The organism is Pseudarthrobacter sp. J1738, assembly GCF_050490315.1.
In the GTDB taxonomy this organism is placed as follows: Bacteria; Actinomycetota; Actinomycetes; order Actinomycetales; family Micrococcaceae; genus JBNPEO01.
In genome coordinates this window covers 514,128-532,350 of record NZ_JBNPEO010000001.1, presented here as the reverse complement: position 1 = coordinate 532,350, position 18,223 = coordinate 514,128, and the positions used below count along the sequence as shown (strand labels likewise).

Genomic DNA, 18,223 nt, shown 5'->3' with positions numbered 1-18,223 from the left:
GGAGTACAAATGGAGAGCAAAGAGCAGGTTCGACGGCGACATTGGGCCGCCCGAGCCGCCCTCACCAGCGCTGATTTGGATGCTGCTGGCCGGGGCATCGCCGCTCAGGGGCTCGCTTGGGCTGCGTCACTGTCGAAGCGGCCTGCCCTGTTCAGCGCCTATGTGGGCGTGGGGCAGGAACCACCCACCATGCCGTTGTTGGAGGCCCTACACGGCACGGGGCATCGTATTTTGCTTCCGATTTGCGAGCCGGAACGGCAGCTTTCTTGGACGTTGTGGTTCCCCGGGATGGAGATGGCACGCAGCCGATTCGCACCATTGTGGGAACCGGTAGGTGAGCGTCTGAATGCGACGGCCTTCGCCGAGGCCTCCGGCGTCATTTTGCCCGCCACAGCGGTTGACGGAAGCGGCCAGCGGATCGGCCAAGGCGGCGGCTACTACGACCGTTTCCTCGCGAAGCTGCGCTCTCACGGAATTCAGTGTCCGACGGCGGCAGTCACCTTCGCTTCGGAATTCCTCAGCGATGCGCGGATCCCCGCAGAGGAATTCGACTACCCGGTGGATGCTGTTATCACGCCAGAGGGTATTTACGACTGGTAGAATTGGCACTCGGGCGTGGTGACTGCTAAGACATTCACCCACAGCCCTTTGTTTTGGACCAGAAGGAGAACCAGTGCCCACCTACGCTTACGCCTGCAAGGACTGCGGCCACGAATTCGAGATTTTTCAGCAATTCACGGATTCATCCCTAACTGAGTGCCCCAATTGCCAAGGTAACTTGCGCAAAAAGTTCAACAGCGTTGGCGTGGTTTTTAAGGGCAGCGGCTTCTACCGCACCGATTCACGTGACGCCAAGGGCAGCACTGTCAGCCCTGCTCCAGCGGCTAGCTCCACCGGCTCCAGTTCTGCCAGTTCTAGCTCGGCGAGCAGCACTGCTTCAAGCGCCTCAACAACGTCGTCCGCCTCTTCGGCGAGTTCTAGCGCATCCAAGTAATTCCGGCTCAGCCAGGTTGGAGTCAGCCGGAACTGTGCTGACTTTTTTGGCCAAGTTATCCACATAGCTGGCCTTGGCCCACCTAGAAACGTTCTGGGCTCAATAGCGTGAGCATATGCTCACTTCCCAGCCTCGAACTACCCGAACCACCTCGTTCGCCCCTCGCCCTCCTTCTGCACGCGCCGCTAGGACACCCCAACGAGGTCCCTCCACGCGGTGGGGTTGGTTTGCACGCAATCGGCGACTCATCGCTGCCCTTTTGATTGCTGCTGCGGCTTCAATAGTGGTTTATCAGCTCACGCCCGCGCCGGCTCAACTGCACACCGTGATTGCAGCGGCTCATGACATGCCAGCGGGGGCGGAGCTCAAGCCTGCAAGTCTGAAAAGCATCCAAGTTCCTGAAAACGTGATTCCTCAAGGAAGCTTCGTGACAGCGAAGGAAATCGCCGGAAGGCGGCTCGCAGCCCCGCTGCGGCAAGGCCAGCTACTCAATGAATCAGCTTTGATGGGTTCTGGGCTTCTCACCGGCGCACCGCCAGGAAGTACAGCTGTCCCGGTTCGAATGGCTGATCCCTCGTCTATTCGGCTGTTAGCTCCAGGACAGCTGGTTAATATCGTGCTCAGCTCCTCGGACGACTACGGCAGCACCAAGCAGTCACAAACTGTGGCGTCCTCCGTGGTGGTTCTGTGGACTGCTACAGCCGGATCAGGCACGGGCCAATCCGGCACCGGGGCGGGCAGCTCAACAGGTGCCGGGAGCTCCAATTGGCTGGGCACCTCCGGTGAAGCTGACGGCCTGATCGTGGTGGCGGCCACCCCGGAACAGGCAAAGGGCCTGGCCGGGGCGTCCACTAAGGGAGGGCTATTCTTTGTGGTGGTCGCCTAATGGAAACCACCTGAGCTGAACGATTAGCCCCAATGTGGCGGGCGTTGTTCCTTGAGCCACGAATCATGATCCTGGTTTCCTTCGCGATCCCCCCAAGCACGCGGGTCATCCTCGGCGGCCTTGGTGGGCAGAATCCCCTCCGGCTCAGCTGCCACTGTACCGGTGGCCGGGGTAACGCTGCTTGGGGTAACGCCCTCTGACGCGGGGGTGTCAGTTGGTGCGGGGGTCTCAGCCGGTTCGGCCGAAGAGTTGGTGGCCGGGACAGTCACCCGTCTCATACTGCCTTCACCTTCAATCGTTGCTTCTGAACCGTGATCTGCTTTTTCCAGCGAGGAAGTCGCGCCGGAATCATCATTCACGGCCGTGTTTGTTGGCTCGAGCGCTTCGTCCAAGAACCCCGGACGGTCCGCAGAGTTGGCCAACTCATCGTGGTGTTCCAAGCGCAAGAAGCCTGCAATCCGGTCAGCGCAGGCGGATGGATCCGTGAAGACTTCGATGGTCCACAGCGGCAAGTAGCGCCAGCCCAAGCGTTCGAGGTGCTCGGGACGCAAGCGGCTACGTTCACGCACACTCATACTGCGGTAGCGCTGTGTTCCGTCAGATTCAATGGCCACAGGCGTAGGAATCTCAGCATCATCGCGACCAATGGTGTGCACCGGATCGGCAGCAGCCACAACGTCAATGGCACCGTCATAGTGATGCCACACCCGTGCTCCGCGAACCCGCAAGCGCTCCCCTAGATCGGCTACCAAAGGATCTTCGCCAAGAGCCTGCTCGCTAGCAGCTGCCCTCGAGGACTGTGTACCCATGGAGTAGTTGCCGCCAAGTTCACGGTCCAACAGTTCATAAAAATCGACTGCACCGTGACTCAAGCGTTGCACGTCCAAGTCCTCAGGTCGGAAGCACGTCAAAACATGCAAAGACTGCCGGGCGCGGGTCATAGCAAGCGCAAACTTGTTCCGGCCATCCTCGGCGGAGAGCGGGCCAAAGTTATGCAGTGCACGCCCGTGAGGTGTGCGGCCATAACCCAGCGAGAAAATCACGTGATCACGGACCATACCCTGCGCGCGGTTCAAATCAACCACTCGGAAGGATTCCCCGCTCGAGGCAAAGAAGTCAGCCAGCAAGGGGTGATTAGGCAATTGCAAACGAATTGCTTCACCAATCCGCGCTGCATGCCGCAAGCTCACGGTAACCACTGCCAACGAGGTACGGGGACGGAGCCGTGCGTGTTCAAAGACCAAATCAACAACCCGGTTGACCTCGGCAATCACCGATTCAACACCATCCTGGCCGGCGCTAGGCAGACCAGTGCCATCCGGCAAATACTCCACCAGCAAGGCACGGTCCAAACCGGTCACGGCGTGGCCGTCCGGAAGTCGCTTCAGCGCGCCGTCGTAAAAGTTCTGGCTCAACTGTAGGGTGAGATCCTCATCCACCGAGCGGTAGGCGGTTTTGAGAGTCCACACCGGCAACACTGCACTCAGCGCAGCAAAGGCACTCTGGACCTTCTGGCTGGCAATTTCGCCGGTGGCCGGGCGCTCTACGGCGACGCTGAAGGTGCGCGGTGACGCTGTACGCGCATCACCAAAGGCAATAACCTGCTTGCCCCGGCCAATCGCAGAAAGGACGGCCTGCAAAGAAGTAGAGTCAGCATCCAAAATCACCACAGCATCAAAACTGTGGCTGACAGGCAAGGTGCCAGATAGCAAGTACGGGCTGATGGTCCAGACCGGGCTCAATGCCGGCAACAACTGTGGTGACTGTGCGGTAAGTGACTGCAGGGTGACCCGGCCGTCCTTCAACAAGGTCCGCAGTAATTCGGCCTGACGCGGTTCAGCGGCCACGGCGTTACGCCAACGTTCGGCCAGCTCCCAGCGCAATCGTGCTGCGCCGCTTGAAATGTGTGCCTTGTCCGCAAGCCGGAACTCGGCTTCGAGCTGGCGCAAGCTATCGCCATCTGCCATAGCCAGGTAGTCATCGCCACTGATCATGGCTTCAAGGGCAGACTGCCACCACGCCAATTCCAGCTCGGAAGCTACCGAACTCGCGGGAACTTCGCGAGCCGCCAAGTCGTCAAGCAGCTCGCCGAAACCGTGTTCGCGCATGTTCTCGGTCAAGAGTGTGCGTTCCGGCAAGGTCTCGAGGGCTGCGCCGTCTGCTGCCAGATCCGCAAGCCTCTGCAACAGCTCCGGGTACGGGCTAGTGGCCAGGCGACCTCCACCAGCTGTTCCTCGCAACTGCAAGCCCAATTTGGCTAGACCCTGGTCCAAAGCGCGATAGTTTGAATTCAGCTCGGCCAGTCCAGAAGGCACAGCCGGATGCCGCTGAGAGACAGCAAACTCGGCCCACACGGCTCGTTGTTGCTGCACCTGAAGCAAGGAATTGTGCAGGTCAGCAATGTGGACACCCGGGCGGATGTATTCTTTGGCCACACGACGCAAACGCGAACGTTGCATCGACGGCATCTCAACGTTGTGCTCGCGCCGCCAGGATGACGGTGCCGTGGCGGAGATCAGGTCATCCACCGGACGGTCAAAAATGTCTGGTGTGAACTTATCCAGGCTCTCTCGCACGGCAACCAGCATTTTCAGCTGTTCGCCCCACTCCTGAACCGTTGCGCCAAGACGAATCTCAGAATGCTCGGCGACTGCCTGCATCTGATCATGAAGTGCTGGAAGCTTTGTTGCCAAAGACTCGGCCAGTTTGCGGGCCTCTTCAGTTTCCTTACGCGTCAGCAAACGCGCGCCGTGCCATGGCGAGGAGGTGGCTTCCTTGCTGAAGGAACCCAGCTCTGCGGCACGGACCAAGCGGGTAGCCAGTTCTTCGCGGTCGCGGATGCTGTCCAAAACGCTTCGCTTTAACCGCACCGTGGTGGCCGGTGCCGGTTCAATGGCTGTCAGCTGGGCCAGTGACTGCATGGCTTGGTACGGCGAGCAACCCCAGCGATCACGCACATTGTGCAAGGACGCCACGTGGTCCACCAGTGCGTGGCGCTGCTCCACGAGTGTGGAGTGCAAGTTGTCCAGTTGCGGTTTGAGGGACTTCTCATTGCGCACAATTGCTTTGATGAGTTGCGTCTTGAGCTGTTGCGGGCTGGTCTGACCGTTGAGCTGGAACAACAGTGAGTCCAAGCCAAGGCGCTCGAATTGCTGGGCCACCTCGTCCAAAGAAGCACGACGATCCCCCACCACCAACACGCTCTTGCCGTTATGGATGAGCGCACTAATGGAGTTGATGGCCGTCTGCGTTTGGCCAGTACCGGGCGCAGCGGAAACCACCAACGACTCGCCAGCAGCAACAGCGTCAACAACGTACTGCTGTTCTGAGTCAGCATCTAACAACAAAACTTCGTCAGCCGGATCGCGGTCGTCTAACGGAGCAAAACGGTCAGGATCCAGGTCCGACGGCGTGTTCCCCCGACCATTCGCTTTGTCAGCGAGCGCCTGGATCACCGGATTTTGCGGGTTGATCCACGGATCATCCAAGGTCTGTGTCAGGTCAGCGAAGGTGGAGACCAAAAGGTTCTGTTCTACCTCGGCGCCCGGGATCTGATGAATCAGAGTCCTCATCCGGTCCAGCACTGGCTGCGGGTCAAAACGGGCCGTGCTGTAGGCCATCCGGGTCACTGCGTTGACGTCAAAAACAATTCCGTGAACGGATTTCAGGTGGCGAACCAGTGCCGGGTTGATCCGGGCTTGCTCAAGCAACTGGATCTCATAGTCGTCTTGACCTGGGCGCACTGTTAGAGCGAGTGCAGCGAGCATTACTGGTGCCGAAACGCGCTGGGGTTTACCACCGACTGCGGAGGTCCATACGGCGGTACCGGCGGACAAAAAGCCAACCTCCACACCACGCTCGTTGGCGATTTCGAATATTTTGGCGCGAAGATTCCGCGCTGCGCGGGCTGCAACGCCGTACTCCTGGCGCTCCCGGATCAAGGTAGAAAGACGCGTCCGGCGCCCAGCCATCAGCTGCGCTAGACCGGATGGGTGCGCTGCGGTGAGGTCAATTGATCCCTCGGGCGTTTTAGTGAATCGAAGGAGAGTGTCCGGACCGGTAACGCCCTTGAGACCCTGAAGCCACTTGGCGAGCTCTTCTGAGCCCTCGATGTGGCTCTGGGATTCTGACACTTCTGCCTTCTTTTCTGCGCTTGAACGTGACGCCTTGGACCATATCGGCATACCTTCGAGCGTATCGGTGTTAGTGCGCGGACGCAGCTTCGCAACACTGAGGAAGCTGAAAATTGGCTATGAAAACGGCCATAAAACGGTTACAGCCGGGCCGTTTGCACGGTCCGGCTGTAACTACACGCTTATTCCCACTCGATGGTTCCCGGCGGCTTGCTGGTCACGTCCAGCACCACTCGGTTCACCCCGTCCACCTCATTGGTGATGCGGTTGGAAATTCGAGCCAAAAGATCGTACGGCAACCGTGACCAGTCTGCCGTCATGGCATCCTCGGAGGAAACGGGGCGCAAAACGATCGGGTGCCCGTAAGTGCGACCATCGCCCTGAACACCAACACTGCGAACATCTGCCAGCAAAACAACAGGCATCTGCCACACCTCGTTGTCCAGACCAGCGGCGGTGAGCTCAGCGCGAGCAATCGCGTCGGCCTTACGCAACAGTTCAAGGCGCTCGTGGTTAACTTCGCCCACAATTCGGATTCCCAAACCTGGGCCAGGGAAGGGCTGGCGGCCAACAATTTCCTGCGGCAAACCAAGCTGTGCACCCACCGCACGGACCTCGTCCTTGAACAAAGCACGCAGCGGCTCAACCAGCTCAAACTGCAAATCTTCAGGAAGACCACCAACGTTGTGGTGGCTCTTGATGTTTGCGGCGCCTTCCCCTCCACCGGATTCAACAACATCCGGGTACAGGGTGCCTTGAACCAAGAACTTGATGCTCTCGCCCTCGGCTGCGGCCTCGAGCATAATGGCCCGCTCAGCTTCTTCGAAGGCACGGATAAATTCGCGGCCAATAATCTTGCGCTTGGTTTCCGGATCGGAGACCCCAGCAAGTGCATTCAGGAAGCGCTCTTGTTCATTCGCAACGTAGAGCTTAACGCCAGTGGCCGCTACGAAGTCGCGCTCGACCTGTTCGGCTTCGCCCTCACGCAGGAGTCCGTGATCAACAAACACACACGTGAGCTGATCGCCCACTGCACGCTGAACCAGCGCTGCAGCAACGGCGGAGTCAACACCACCGGAGAGACCACAAATAACCTTCGCGTCGCCCACCTGGGCACGAATCCGGTCAACTTGTTCTTCCAAAATGTTGCCGGTGGTCCAGTTAGGGGTCAGGCCCGCGCCTTTGAACAAGAAGTTCTCAAGAACTTGCTGCCCCTGTGCAGAGTGCTTGACCTCCGGGTGCCACTGAACCCCGTACAAGCGGCGTTCTTCGTTAGCAAAAGCAGCAACGGGGGCGCCAGCGGTGGTAGCCAAAACGTCAAAACCGGCAGGTGCTTCCTGGACGGAGTCGCCGTGGCTCATCCACGTATTCTGGTGCTCTGGCACGCCGGCCAGGATCGAACGAGGTTCCCCAACTGATGTTGCGTCTGTTGAGCCGTACTCACGCAGACCAGTCTTAGCAACAGTTCCGCCCAGTGCATTTGCCATGGCCTGGAAGCCATAGCAAATTCCGAAGACGGGAACTCCCGCTTCAAACAGGTCTGCTTCAACCTTGGGTGCACCATCGGCGTAAACGCTCGAAGGGCCTCCGGAAAGGATGATCGCGGCGGGGTCCTTGGCCAGAAGCTGCTCGGTGGTAAAGGTATGCGGAACAATTTCCGAGTACACATTTGCTTCCCGTACGCGGCGTGCAATCAGCTGCGCATACTGGGCACCGTAGTCAACAACCAGCACCGGCTTCTGGGAAGTCTGGGCTGAGGTGGGGGTAGTCACTGTATAAGCCTACTTGAGAGCGAGGGCTACCAATTAGTAGCGTTTGCTGGCTTGCGGGTTTGCGGCCAATTCAGCTTCAACCTCTGCGTGGATCTTCTTCTCCACAAAGAAGGACAGCAAGGGGATCACACCGCCGGCAGCCATAAGAATGAGCTTGCCAAAGGGCCAGCGCATAAGAGTCCACAAGCGGAAGTTAGACATGAGGTAAATCACATACATCCAACCGTGAACAATCAGAACTGTCACTGAGATGTTGAAGCCACCCAGAACGCCTTTAGGCTCCGCCTGAACAAAGCCGAAGCCGTGTGCAGCTCCGGTCAGAGCGTCAGTGCCACCGGCAACCAGCAACGTACCAAATAGGTAGCGTGACACAAGTTCAGCGCACAAGAGCAAGAGCATGGCACCGGTGAGGTAGGCCATCACTTTGTAGAACTTTAGGGCCGAGCGAATTTGCGGTTCGGTGCCGCCAAAGCGTCGCTTAGGTGCTGCGGTTGATCCGCTGGCCGGTTTGGGGTCAATCATGACTTCACCTTAATTTTTCTCATCCATAGTCAAGGCCGCTGCTGCGGTGCCTTGACTGTCCAAAGTTTCATCTTCACGTTCTTCAAGCTCGCGCTGGTAGTCATCCTTGACCAGTCGCCACCAAATAAACAGTGCGAATCCAGCGAAAACGATCCATTCGAGGGCGTAGAACAAGTTGAGCCAGTTAACGCTATCGCCAGCCGGCTGGGCCTTAAGGTGCAGCGGCTTCAGCGCCGTTGAGTCGTTCGCGCCAACTTGGGCCCCGTCGGAAATCTCAGAGCTCGCACCCACAAAACCGGGGTAGCTAGAGACTCCCCAACGATTGATGAGTTCAGCCACTGAAAGGGTTGAAACAACATTCGCCTCAGGGGTTTTATCTACTATCGGCGCCTCGGACGGAACTAGCCGGCCTTCCAACTCAATTTTTCCGCTGGGGGGCGCCGTGGCTTGGCCGGGATCACTGATCCAACCCCGGGCTACTGGAATGTAGGTGACTGCGCTTGCCCCGGCGCCCTTCAAAACAGGAGCGCCATCAACCTTGAGCGGGGTGACCACCCAATAACCTTTTTGCCCGTTAAGGAGACGATCTTTCACCAAGACCTGTTTGGCGGCGTCGTACTCCCCGGTTGCTGAAACCATCTGGTCCGCAACGGAGCCGTGGAAGAAGTCCCCCGGCTTAAGCGTCTGTGTGAGCGGTTTTACCCGTTCAATGGCTGGATCTGTAGGGGTTTCTGCCTGCGATGAGCGCCCAAACTGCCACTGGCTGAGCAGAACGAAAGCCGCCGAAAGGACAAGGGCCAGGATCAATCCAGCAATCCAACGGGGTTTCAAGGCAGTTTTGAGCACCCCTTAACCGTACTTCGTGCGCTTGTAGAAGAACTAAACGGCCCACATAGTTATAGGCAGTGACCCATGTCACGATCTGAAAACAATCTTTCAGACCCTTCCCGAACGGCCCTCCCATTGCCTAGGCTCAAATGTTGTGCGAGCGTACCCCTACACCACCAAAACCCCGGCAGACCTCCGCTCACCACGTCACTACCTCACTTGGCTGGGGACCCTGCAGCTCTCCACCCTAGTCGGCGGGCTCCTTTACGGCATTCTGTGGATGATGGCCCAAGCCCTTTCGCCCCTTGTTATTGGCAAAGCGATCGACGCAGGAATTGTTGGCCACAACATGGATGCCTTGTGGTTTTGGGGCGCCGTTCTCTTGGGCCTAGCCCTGCTACAGGCAGTCACAGCCACCCTGCGCCACCGGATGGCCGTGAGCAACTTTCTGCAGGCGATGCTGCGTACCAATCAACTCATCGGCAAAAAAGTGGCGCACAGCGGTGAAGCACTCACGCGCACGCTGGCCACCGGCGAAATCGTCACGGCCGCGTCCTACGATGCGGCGCGAATTGGGCAGCTCTTTGATATCACTGCGCGTTTGACCGGCTCGATCGTGGCCTATCTGGCCGTCTCTGCCATGGTGGCAGCTATTCACGGCCCCTTGGGTTTAACGGTGCTCATTGGCGTTCCGCTCTTGGGTGCGTTGCTGACGTTTGTGGTGAAACCTCTGCAAAAACGCCAAGCGGCGCAACGTGAAGCTACGGGAAAAATGTCAGCCGTTGGTGCTGACACCGTTGCCGGCCTCCGCGTCCTGCGCGGAATCGGTGGCGAAAGAATTTTTGTGGATAGGTACCGCCAACGCTCACAGTTGTCCCGGTTGGAAGGCAATCGCGTTGCCAGTTCTGTAGCCACACTGGATGCAGCTCAATTGCTGATTGCTGGCGTCTTCAGCGTATTTTTCACCTGGATCGGTGCTGGCCTGGCCGTGGAACAGCAGATCACCGCTGGTGAGCTAATCTCCGTCTACGGTTTCGCAGCCTTTTTGGTCTCCCCCATCCGCGTTGGCTCCGAGGCGATCAACGCTGTGATCCGCGGAATGGTTGGTTCCCGGAAGGTGATCGGCATTCTCGGCACCAAAGATCTAGTGTCCGACGGCGATGCTGCCGCCCCCATTCCTGGCAGCGTCCTACGCGACGGTGCCAGCGGCGTCGAACTTCACCCAGGCGCACTGACAGCGCTGGTATGCGCCGACCCCGGGCTCTCCGCCGCAGTGGCCAAACGCATGGGGCGCTTTGATGACGCCGAATCCGCCGAGGTGCGCTGGGGTGCTGTACCCATTACTGAGCTGCCGCTGGCAGCAGTGCGGTCCAGAATCGCCTTCAGTCCCGCCGAACCACAATTGTTCACTGGTCCCTTGCGCCATGGTTTGGACCCGCACGGAAAACACCAGGATCAAGCCATTTGGGAAGCCATCGAGCTGGCCTCCGGGGCTGATATTTTGGACGCGATCGACGGCGGATTGGACCACGAAGTCGACGAGCGGGGCCGCAGTTTCTCCGGCGGCCAACGCCAGCGCCTGGCGTTGGCCCGCGCGGTCCTTACCGAGGCCGAAGTTCTTTTGCTGGTGGAACCCAGTAGCGCCGTGGACGCACACACTGAGCAACGTATTGCCAAAGGGCTCGCCGAGGCCCGTGGCGGAGCGGCACAGCCTCAGCACAGCACCCTTGTGGTCACGGCGAGCCCACTGATGCTCGGCGTCATGGACCACGTCATTTTTATGCCACGCACCGGAGCCCCCGTGATGGGCAGCCACAGCGAACTGATGGCAACACAAGCCGAATATCACACGGTGGTGGTACGTAGTGAGTAATAGCCTCACCACAAAACTCCCGATTGCGGACGGCCCCCAGGTTCGCCGCGAAACCGGGAACCTTATGCGCAACCATCGGGCTGGCCTCGCGCTGGTGGTGACGCTCTACATGGGTGCCGCCTTGGCGGGTCTGGTGGGGCCAAACGTTTTGGGCAGGCTCGTGGATGCAGCCCAAGCTGGAACCAGCCTAAACACCGTGACGGTGCTCAGCTCTGTGCTCCTGGGCGCTGTGCTGATCCAAGCCGGGCTGACCCGTTGGGCCTCGCTGCGCGGAATGATGCTGGGCGAAAAAGTCTTCGCCGAACTGCGTGAGACCTTTATGACCGACGTAACGGCGCTTCCGCTGTCTACGGTAGAAAAAGCTGGCACCGGCGATCTCCTCTCACGCACCACCAATGACGTTGAAGCACTGTCCTTCGCCGTCCGTTTTGGTGTCCCACGTTTGTTGGTTGCCGCCGTCTCAGTCATCTTGACGATTGTCGCAGCCTTTTTCGCTTCGCCACTTTTGGCCTTCGCTTTGCTCGCCGGACTTCCCGTGGTGGCGCCTATCGCTTACTGGTATCTGAAACGCTCTGGGCCCGGCTACCAGCGTGAGCACGCCGCCTACGCACAGGTCAACGGCACGTTGAGCGAGGCCGCCGACGGCGCCGTGACGGTCTCCGCTTTGGGTTTGAGCGAGCAACGGCTAGAGCGCACTGCCGAGGGCCTGAACGTTGCGTTTAAGGCCGAGCGGTACACCCTGTGGCTGCGGTCAATCCTTTTCCCTGTTACCGAGCTCGCCTTGTGGATTCCTGTTTTGGTGGTGATTCTGTGGGGTGGCTGGCTTGCCTCCCAAGGATCTGTAACACCCGGCGCCGTGGCAGCCGTTGCACTTTACGCGATGGCCTTGGTGGAGCCGGTCAACAGCCTCATTCAGTGGCTGGATGAGTTGCAGTTTGGCGCAGCCTCGCTGGCCCGAATTGTTGGTGTGAAGTACGTTGAAGCAGACCGCACTCCCACTGGGGCTGTGCCCGAAGGTAGTGCCGTGAAGCTAGAGGGCGCAAGCTTCTCCTACCGTCCGGGCCACCCTGTTTTGCATGGTGTGGACCTGTCCTTGGTTCCGGGTGAACGGCTAGCAATTGTGGGGCCTTCCGGTGCCGGGAAGTCCACTCTGGGGCGTCTTATTGCCGGAATTCATCCGCCTGGCAGTGGCACCGCAACCGTGGGTGGTGTGCCACTGGTGGATTTGCCGGTGGAGCAATTGCGCCGCGAAGTTGCCTTAGTAACCCAGGAACATCACGTGTTTGTGGGCACTTTGGCGGACAACCTCCGCCTTGGCAAAGAAGACGCAACACCCGCAGAACTTCAAGAAGCCCTGCGAGACGTCGGTGCCTTGACCTGGGCGCAGAATTTACCACTGGGCCTCGAGACTGACGTGGGTTCAGGCGCGCACGTCCTCACGCCCTCGCAAGCCCAAGAACTGGCCTTGGCGCGCCTTGTTCTCGCTGACCCACACACACTTGTCCTCGACGAAGCCACCTCGCTCATTGACCCACAGGTGGCCCGAAACGTTGAGCACTCGCTCAGCGCTGTTCTTTCCGGCCGCACCGTGGTGGCGATCGCTCACCGTTTACACACTGCGCACGACGCCGATCGGGTGGCGGTTGTTGAGGACGGCAGGATCACCGAGCTCGGTAGCCATGAGGAGCTCTTGGCCCTAGACGGTTCCTACGCTTCACTCTGGAAGTCTTGGCGGACTGAATAAACCATCAACAAAAACGCCGCCCGGCACCTGAGGGTACCGGGCGGCGTCGTACTTTAAAACTTGCTTAGTGATCGAAGAAAACCAGCGAACTGTTGATGAGCTCGGCGATGACTTCTGGATCGTGAGCTCGGCGCAAAGACTCACGGTAAGACTCTTTGGAGAGCGAGCGCGCCAAGGTAGCCAAAACTTCCAAATGCTCAGAGAAGGACTGCGCCGGTGTGGCAATCAGCAATACCAGGTTGGCCGGGCCATCCACTGCACCAAAATCCAGGGCATGCCCGAACTTAGTAACACCCACACCAATGGAGGTCTGCGAAACGAATTCGCTGCGTGCATGCGGCAAACCAATCCCGCCAGGAAGACCTGTAGCAAGCTGGTGCTCGCGCGAGTTCACCTGCTTGAGGAATCCGCCGAGGTCACTGACCCGGCCAGCATTAAACATGGCGGTAGCCAATTGTGTTGCAGCCTCCGTCTTATCAGCTGCAACCATTTCTAAAACCACCATGGCAGGGGTGGTTAATTCTGCGTCGTAGCGATCAAATTCGTCCGCCAACGGCACTCCTTCCAACGTTCAATTCGTAGCCGCCGCGTAGTTAGCGAAGCGGAACAATGTCATCCACACCGATTCTGGCGGCATCTGCCGACTCATCATCGGGTTGTTCCTGGCTCAACCGCTCGGCTTCCACACGAGCTAGGTAGTGCTTGACTTCGCTCTCTTGCTGAACCTCACTCCAGCCCAATACTTCAGCCATTAGTTTAGCCACCACCGGCACTGCGGAAACGCCGCGGTCCCATGACTCGATGGAAATTCGGGTCCTGCGTGTGAGTACATCGTGGACGTGCCGGGCGCCTTCATGGGTGGTGGCGTACACAACTTCGGCTGCCAAATAATCGTCAGCGCCGGGCAGTGGCTCCCCCAGTTCGGGACGTTCCTTGACCAAGTCCAGGACTTCTTGAGCCAAGGTTCCGTACCTCGAAAGTAAGTGCTCCACACGAGCCACATGGACCCCGGATTCTTCTGCCGTGCGCGCCCTGCGGTTGTAGGCAGCTTTGTATCCTTCGGCGCCCAACAAGGGAATGGACTCGGTGCAGCTGGCCGGAACGCGTTCGTCCAAGGCCCGCGTTGCCTCGTCTACTGCGTCCTTGGCCATCACCCGGTAGGTGGTGAACTTTCCGCCGGCCACCACTACCAACCCGGGGACAGGATGAGCCACCACGTGTTCTCGCGAGAGCTTTGCCGTGGAATCATTTTCTCCGGCCAGCAGCGGACGCAGACCAGCGTAGACACCCTCTACGTCTTCACGAGTGAGGGGCCGTTTGAGCACCTTATTAACGTGTTCCAAAACATAGTCAATATCTTTGCTCGAAGCCGCAGGGTGGGCCTTATCAAGCTTCCAGTCGGTGTCAGTGGTACCGATGATCCAATGCCGACCCCAGGGAATAACAAACAAAACGGACTTCTCCGTACGGAGGATTAGACCCACCGTTGATTGGAAGCGGTCACGGGGAACCACCAAATGGATGCCCTTTGAAGCGCGAACCTTCAGCTGCCCGCGGTCAGTCACCATGGCTTGAGTTTCATCGGTCCACACGCCTGTGGCATTAACTACTTGCTTGGCACGAATGTCGAAGGTGGAGCCATCCTCTTGATTCTCTACTTTGGCGCCCACCACACGCTCGCCCTCACGCAAGAAGCTGATTACACGCATACGGTTCACCGCGTGTGCGCCATAGCGAGCCGCAGTACGAACCACATTAACCACCAGGCGGGCGTCATCTACTTGAGCGTCATAGTAACGAATGGAACCTACAAAAGCGTCGTCCTTCAGGCTCGGCGCTGAACGCAAGGTGCCTTTCCGGCTCAAGTGTTTGTGCATGGGTACCCCGCGGCTATGGCCCGAGGTCAACCCCAAAGTGTCATAGAGCATGATGCCCGCACCCACGTAGGGACGCTCCACAAAACGCTTGGTCAAGGGATACAAAAACGGCACAGGCCGGACCAAGTGCGGGGCAATTTTCTGTATCAACAGGCCGCGCTCCTGCAGCGCTTCTTGAACCAGAGCAAAGTCCAGCATTTCCAGATAACGCAGACCACCGTGGATCAGCTTTGAAGACCGCGAGGACGTTCCAGAGGCCCAGTCGCGAGCCTCCACAATGCCAACGGACAGCCCACGCGTGACTGCGTCGAGGGCCGATCCTGCACCCACAACACCGCCACCAACTATTAGCACGTCCAGCTCTTTGCCGGGTTCCGCTGTGGCTCTCAGGGCAGCCAAGGAATTCTCGCGGTTTTCAGGACTCAGGATTCCACCGGAAATCGGGGATCCAAAAGTGGCGTCGTTGCCCATGGGAAGTCTCCATTCGCTCAACTGCGTTGTGAGACCAACCCTACTGTTTTGGGCGCCAGAAAGGCAGGGGCTGAACGCCCCACTTTCCTGCGTTAGCGTTCCGAGTACGGGGACACAACAACATCCACGCGCTGGAATTCCTTCAGATCTGAATACCCTGTGGTGGCCATAGACCTGCGCAAAGCGCCAATCAAGTTCGAGGTTCCATTGGTGTGATGTCCTGGGCCAAAAAGCACCTCTTCCATGGGACCCACGGTGCCAACATTGACCCGGTCGCCACGGGGCAACTGTGTGTGATGCGCTTCGGCACCCCAATGCCAGCCCTTGCCCGGGGCTTCTTCGGCGCGTGCCAGAGCGGAGCCCAACATCACGGCATCGGCGCCCATAGCGATTGCCTTAACGATGTCGCCCGAGGCCCCCATACCGCCGTCGGCAATCACGTGAACGTAGCGTCCGCCGGACTCATCCATGTAGTCGCGGCGGGCAGCCGCAACATCGGAAATAGCCGAGGCGAGAGGCGAGTGAATACCCAAAGCACGGCGGGTAGTAGTGGTTGCGCCACCACCGAAGCCCACCAGAACTCCGGCGGCGCCAGTGCGCATCAAGTGCAATGCCGGTGTGTAACCCGCCGCGCCGCCCACAATCACTGGGACGTCGAGTTCATAGATGAACTGTTTAAGGTTCAAAGGTTCGTGATCTTTGGAAACGTGTTCAGCTGAAACCGTGGTGCCACGGATAACAAAAATATCCACACCGGCTGCCAATACGGTTTTATAGTGCTCTTGCGTGCGTTGCGGGGTCAAAGAACCAGCAACTGTGACACCGGCGGCACGAATCTCGGCCAGGCGTGAGGTAATCAGCTCTGGCTGGATGGGTGCTTGGTAAAGCTCTTGAAGTTTGCGTGTGGTACTGGCGCTCGGTGCCTCATCCTGGAGCGCGGCGATCTGCTCCAACACTGCATCGGGATCCTCATAGCGGGTCCAGAGACCTTCTAAGTCAAGTACACCGAGGCCACCCAAGCGCCCGAGCGCAATGGCAGTGGCTGGGGACATCACCGAGTCCATGGGCGCGGCAATGACTGGAATGTCGAACTTATAGGCGTCGATCTGCCACGCTACCGACACATCCCGAGGGTCACGCGTACGGCGGTTAGGGATGATCGCAATGTCATCGAGGGAGTAGGCTCGGCGCCCACGCTTGCCACGGCCAATCTCAATCTCGTAAGTCACGTCACTACTTTACTTGACGGCGCTCCCCGCGGCGCACTGTGAGCTTTCTGCCCTTATCGCCGTAGCTGCCTTAGAGCTGGGATTCGAACATCCTGAAGTAGCGACCACGCAGGTCCACCAGCTCCTGGTGGGTGCCTTGCTCCACTACCTCGCCGTTTTCCATCATGTACACCACATCTGCTTTTTCGATCGTGGCCAGGCGGTGGCTGATGGCAATGATGGTGCTGGAGCGATCAGCGAAGAGCCTGCTGAAAATCCGGTGTTCGGCCAGTGCATCAATGGCCGAAGTGGGCTCGTCCATCACCATAAAGGGTGCATTGCGGTAAAAGTTCCGCGCCATGGCCAAGCGCTGCCATTGCCCGCCTGAAAGGCCAGTACCACGGCGCCTGCCCTTGGACAGATCAGTTTCCATCCAGGGGCTCACAAAGTTCTCGAATCCCAGGGGGAGTTTGTCGATAAACTCGCGGGCCTCGGCGTCGTCCGCTGCTTGGTGCACCAGCACCGCATCGCGTGGCCGGTTCAACTGGCCAAAAGAGATGTTCTCCCCCGCGGTAGCGAACTCGTACTTGAGGAAGTCTTGACTCAGCACGGCCAGGTACTTGTGCCAAGAGTTGAGATTGATCGTATTCCGGTCCACTCCGTCTAGGAGCACCTGCCCGGATTTTGGAGCGTAGAGGCCAGCCAGAATCTTGATCAGAGTGGATTTGCCGGCGCCATTCTCCCCCACAATTGCCACATGCTGGCCCGCCCGGATGGTGATGTTAATGCCTTTGAGCACTTGAACATCGCTCCCCGAATAGCTAAAGCGAATATCTCGCATTTCCACTACGGACGGGGCGTGCTCGAGTTCAATCCCTTCATCGCGTTGGACGGGGAGTTCCATAAAGGTCTCGTAGTCCTTGATGTTAGCGAGGTCCTCATCCATGTTGTTCAGGTAGGACACCAGCTGTTGGCCTTGGCTGAGGGACCGGCTCACAATCTGCTGGACAAAGAGGAACTGGCCCACTGGCTGCGCGCGGGCCACAATCTGGCCGATAATCCAGATGAGCGCGATCACCTCGGCCACGTATTGGATGGCGTCAGCAACAATTTTTTTGGGGATGTGGTTTTTGTCGTACTTGAGGCGTTCTTGCTCATCCTCTTCGCGCAAACGGCGTCGCATACCAATCAGGTGACCCACAACACCGTACAGCCGCATCTCAGCCATATGCTGCGGCCGGGTCAGGTTTTCATCGATCATGCGACTACGACGGCGCGCATCAACCCTACTGTTCCAGTGCGCCACTTGAGCACGGGAAAGCCGGAATTCGATGTACACGCTGGGAATGATGGCAGCCAGCAGAATCAGCGCAATCCACCAGCTCACCGAAACTAGTGCGGCTATCGCCAAGATGAGCCCCATCGCAGCAGTGAGGATGCTGGAAATTCGAGTCAGGACGCGCGGATAGCTATCCGCGAAACGTTTGGCCCTGTCGTAAAGGTCAATCGTGTCTTTGTCGTCATAACGCCAAAACTCCAGCGACAAGAACCGTTCGAACATCGAATCCGAGACGAACGCGGACACCCGGTACGCCATCACCCGCTGCACGTAACCATCAACGGAACTCCACGTAGCCCACAAAAGGCCAGTGACCGCCGTCGCCACCACGTAGAACACCGCCTGCCGTCCCGCGGCGGCGTCCCCGCCAAAACCATCGACTAGTGCCGTGGTGGTTTGGGCCGCAAACCAGCTGGTCAGCAGCGGCACCACGGCGCCAATGAAGGAACCAATCACCTTCATAACGACGGCGGTAGGTGAGGCCTTGAAACTGACCTTCACCATGGCGCTAATCGCCAACCAGTAAGGCCGGAACTTCAGTTTCTTAGGATCGGCCGTGCCCCCAGACGTGCTCAC

13 protein-coding genes are annotated in these 18,223 nt (G+C 58.7%); 5 read left to right on the top strand and 8 right to left on the bottom strand.

Going from position 1 to position 18,223, the window contains the following annotated elements:
• The first annotated feature begins 9 nt into the window (after nucleotides 1–9).
• The 3 genes from ACQR35_RS02540 (at nucleotide 10) to cpaB (ending at nucleotide 1,880) form a co-directional block, all read left to right on the top strand.
• A complete protein-coding gene (locus ACQR35_RS02540; RefSeq protein ID WP_430269105.1) occupies nucleotides 10–600 on the top strand; it encodes a 5-formyltetrahydrofolate cyclo-ligase in 591 nt (196 codons plus the stop codon).
• Nucleotides 601–673: 73 nt separating this feature from the next.
• Nucleotides 674–994: an FmdB family zinc ribbon protein gene (locus tag ACQR35_RS02535; protein WP_430266441.1), complete on the top strand. Its 321-nt coding sequence runs from the start codon at nucleotides 674–676 to the stop codon at nucleotides 992–994.
• 115 nt (nucleotides 995–1,109) lie between these two features.
• Nucleotides 1,110–1,880 carry a Flp pilus assembly protein CpaB gene (gene cpaB, locus ACQR35_RS02530; RefSeq protein WP_430269104.1) on the top strand — a complete coding sequence of 257 codons (771 nt, stop codon included), beginning with the start codon at nucleotides 1,110–1,112 and terminating at the stop codon, nucleotides 1,878–1,880.
• A gap of 23 nt (nucleotides 1,881–1,903) precedes the next feature.
• Here the strand turns inward: cpaB and ACQR35_RS02525 are convergent, their stop codons facing one another.
• The 4 genes from ACQR35_RS02525 to ACQR35_RS02510 form a co-directional block, all read right to left on the bottom strand.
• Entirely contained in the window at nucleotides 1,904–6,064 is a 4,161-nt protein-coding gene (locus ACQR35_RS02525) for an AAA family ATPase (protein ID WP_430269103.1), read from the bottom strand.
• Between the two features lie 131 nt (nucleotides 6,065–6,195).
• On the bottom strand, nucleotides 6,196–7,785 hold the full coding sequence (gene guaA, locus ACQR35_RS02520; protein WP_430266438.1) for a glutamine-hydrolyzing GMP synthase: 1,590 nt from the start codon (nucleotides 7,783–7,785) through the stop codon (nucleotides 6,196–6,198).
• 33 nt (nucleotides 7,786–7,818) lie between these two features.
• Nucleotides 7,819–8,307, bottom strand: coding sequence for a DUF3817 domain-containing protein (locus tag ACQR35_RS02515; RefSeq protein ID WP_430266437.1), 489 nt, complete (start codon nucleotides 8,305–8,307; stop codon nucleotides 7,819–7,821).
• Nucleotides 8,308–8,316: 9 nt separating this feature from the next.
• A complete protein-coding gene (locus ACQR35_RS02510; RefSeq protein WP_430269102.1) occupies nucleotides 8,317–9,153 on the bottom strand; it encodes an SURF1 family protein in 837 nt (278 codons plus the stop codon).
• 136 nt (nucleotides 9,154–9,289) lie between these two features.
• Here ACQR35_RS02510 and ACQR35_RS02505 point away from each other — a divergent pair, with 136 nt between their 5' ends.
• On the top strand, nucleotides 9,290–11,008 hold the full coding sequence (locus ACQR35_RS02505) for an ABC transporter transmembrane domain-containing protein (RefSeq protein ID WP_430269101.1): 1,719 nt from the start codon (nucleotides 9,290–9,292) through the stop codon (nucleotides 11,006–11,008).
• Entirely contained in the window at nucleotides 11,001–12,752 is a 1,752-nt protein-coding gene (locus tag ACQR35_RS02500) for an ABC transporter ATP-binding protein (RefSeq protein ID WP_430269100.1), read from the top strand. The genes ACQR35_RS02505 and ACQR35_RS02500 overlap by 8 nt, the downstream gene beginning before the upstream one ends.
• Nucleotides 12,753–12,816: 64 nt before the next feature.
• On the opposite strand, the gene ACQR35_RS02495 is transcribed toward ACQR35_RS02500, so the two are convergent.
• From ACQR35_RS02495 to ACQR35_RS02480, 4 genes are all read right to left on the bottom strand, one after another.
• Complete coding sequence (locus ACQR35_RS02495) at nucleotides 12,817–13,305, bottom strand: PTS sugar transporter subunit IIA (RefSeq protein ID WP_430269099.1); 489 nt, start codon at nucleotides 13,303–13,305, stop codon at nucleotides 12,817–12,819.
• Between the two features lie 40 nt (nucleotides 13,306–13,345).
• Nucleotides 13,346–15,100: a glycerol-3-phosphate dehydrogenase/oxidase gene (locus ACQR35_RS02490; protein ID WP_430266433.1), complete on the bottom strand. Its 1,755-nt coding sequence runs from the start codon at nucleotides 15,098–15,100 to the stop codon at nucleotides 13,346–13,348.
• Nucleotides 15,101–15,192: 92 nt separating this feature from the next.
• Nucleotides 15,193–16,329, bottom strand: coding sequence for a GuaB3 family IMP dehydrogenase-related protein (locus tag ACQR35_RS02485; protein WP_430266432.1), 1,137 nt, complete (start codon nucleotides 16,327–16,329; stop codon nucleotides 15,193–15,195).
• Between the two features lie 70 nt (nucleotides 16,330–16,399).
• Entirely contained in the window at nucleotides 16,400–18,223 is a 1,824-nt protein-coding gene (locus ACQR35_RS02480; protein WP_430269098.1) for an ABC transporter ATP-binding protein, read from the bottom strand.

Coding starts and splice junctions, on each gene's coding strand:
- ACQR35_RS02490 (WP_430266433.1), bottom strand. CDS start 15,100: ATGGGCAACGACGCCACTTTTGGATCCCCGATTTCCGGTGGAATCCTG.
- cpaB (WP_430269104.1), top strand. CDS start 1,110: ATGCTCACTTCCCAGCCTCGAACTACCCGAACCACCTCGTTCGCCCCT.
- ACQR35_RS02515 (WP_430266437.1), bottom strand. CDS start 8,307: ATGATTGACCCCAAACCGGCCAGCGGATCAACCGCAGCACCTAAGCGA.
- ACQR35_RS02525 (WP_430269103.1), bottom strand. CDS start 6,064: ATGCCGATATGGTCCAAGGCGTCACGTTCAAGCGCAGAAAAGAAGGCA.
- ACQR35_RS02540 (WP_430269105.1), top strand. CDS start 10: ATGGAGAGCAAAGAGCAGGTTCGACGGCGACATTGGGCCGCCCGAGCC.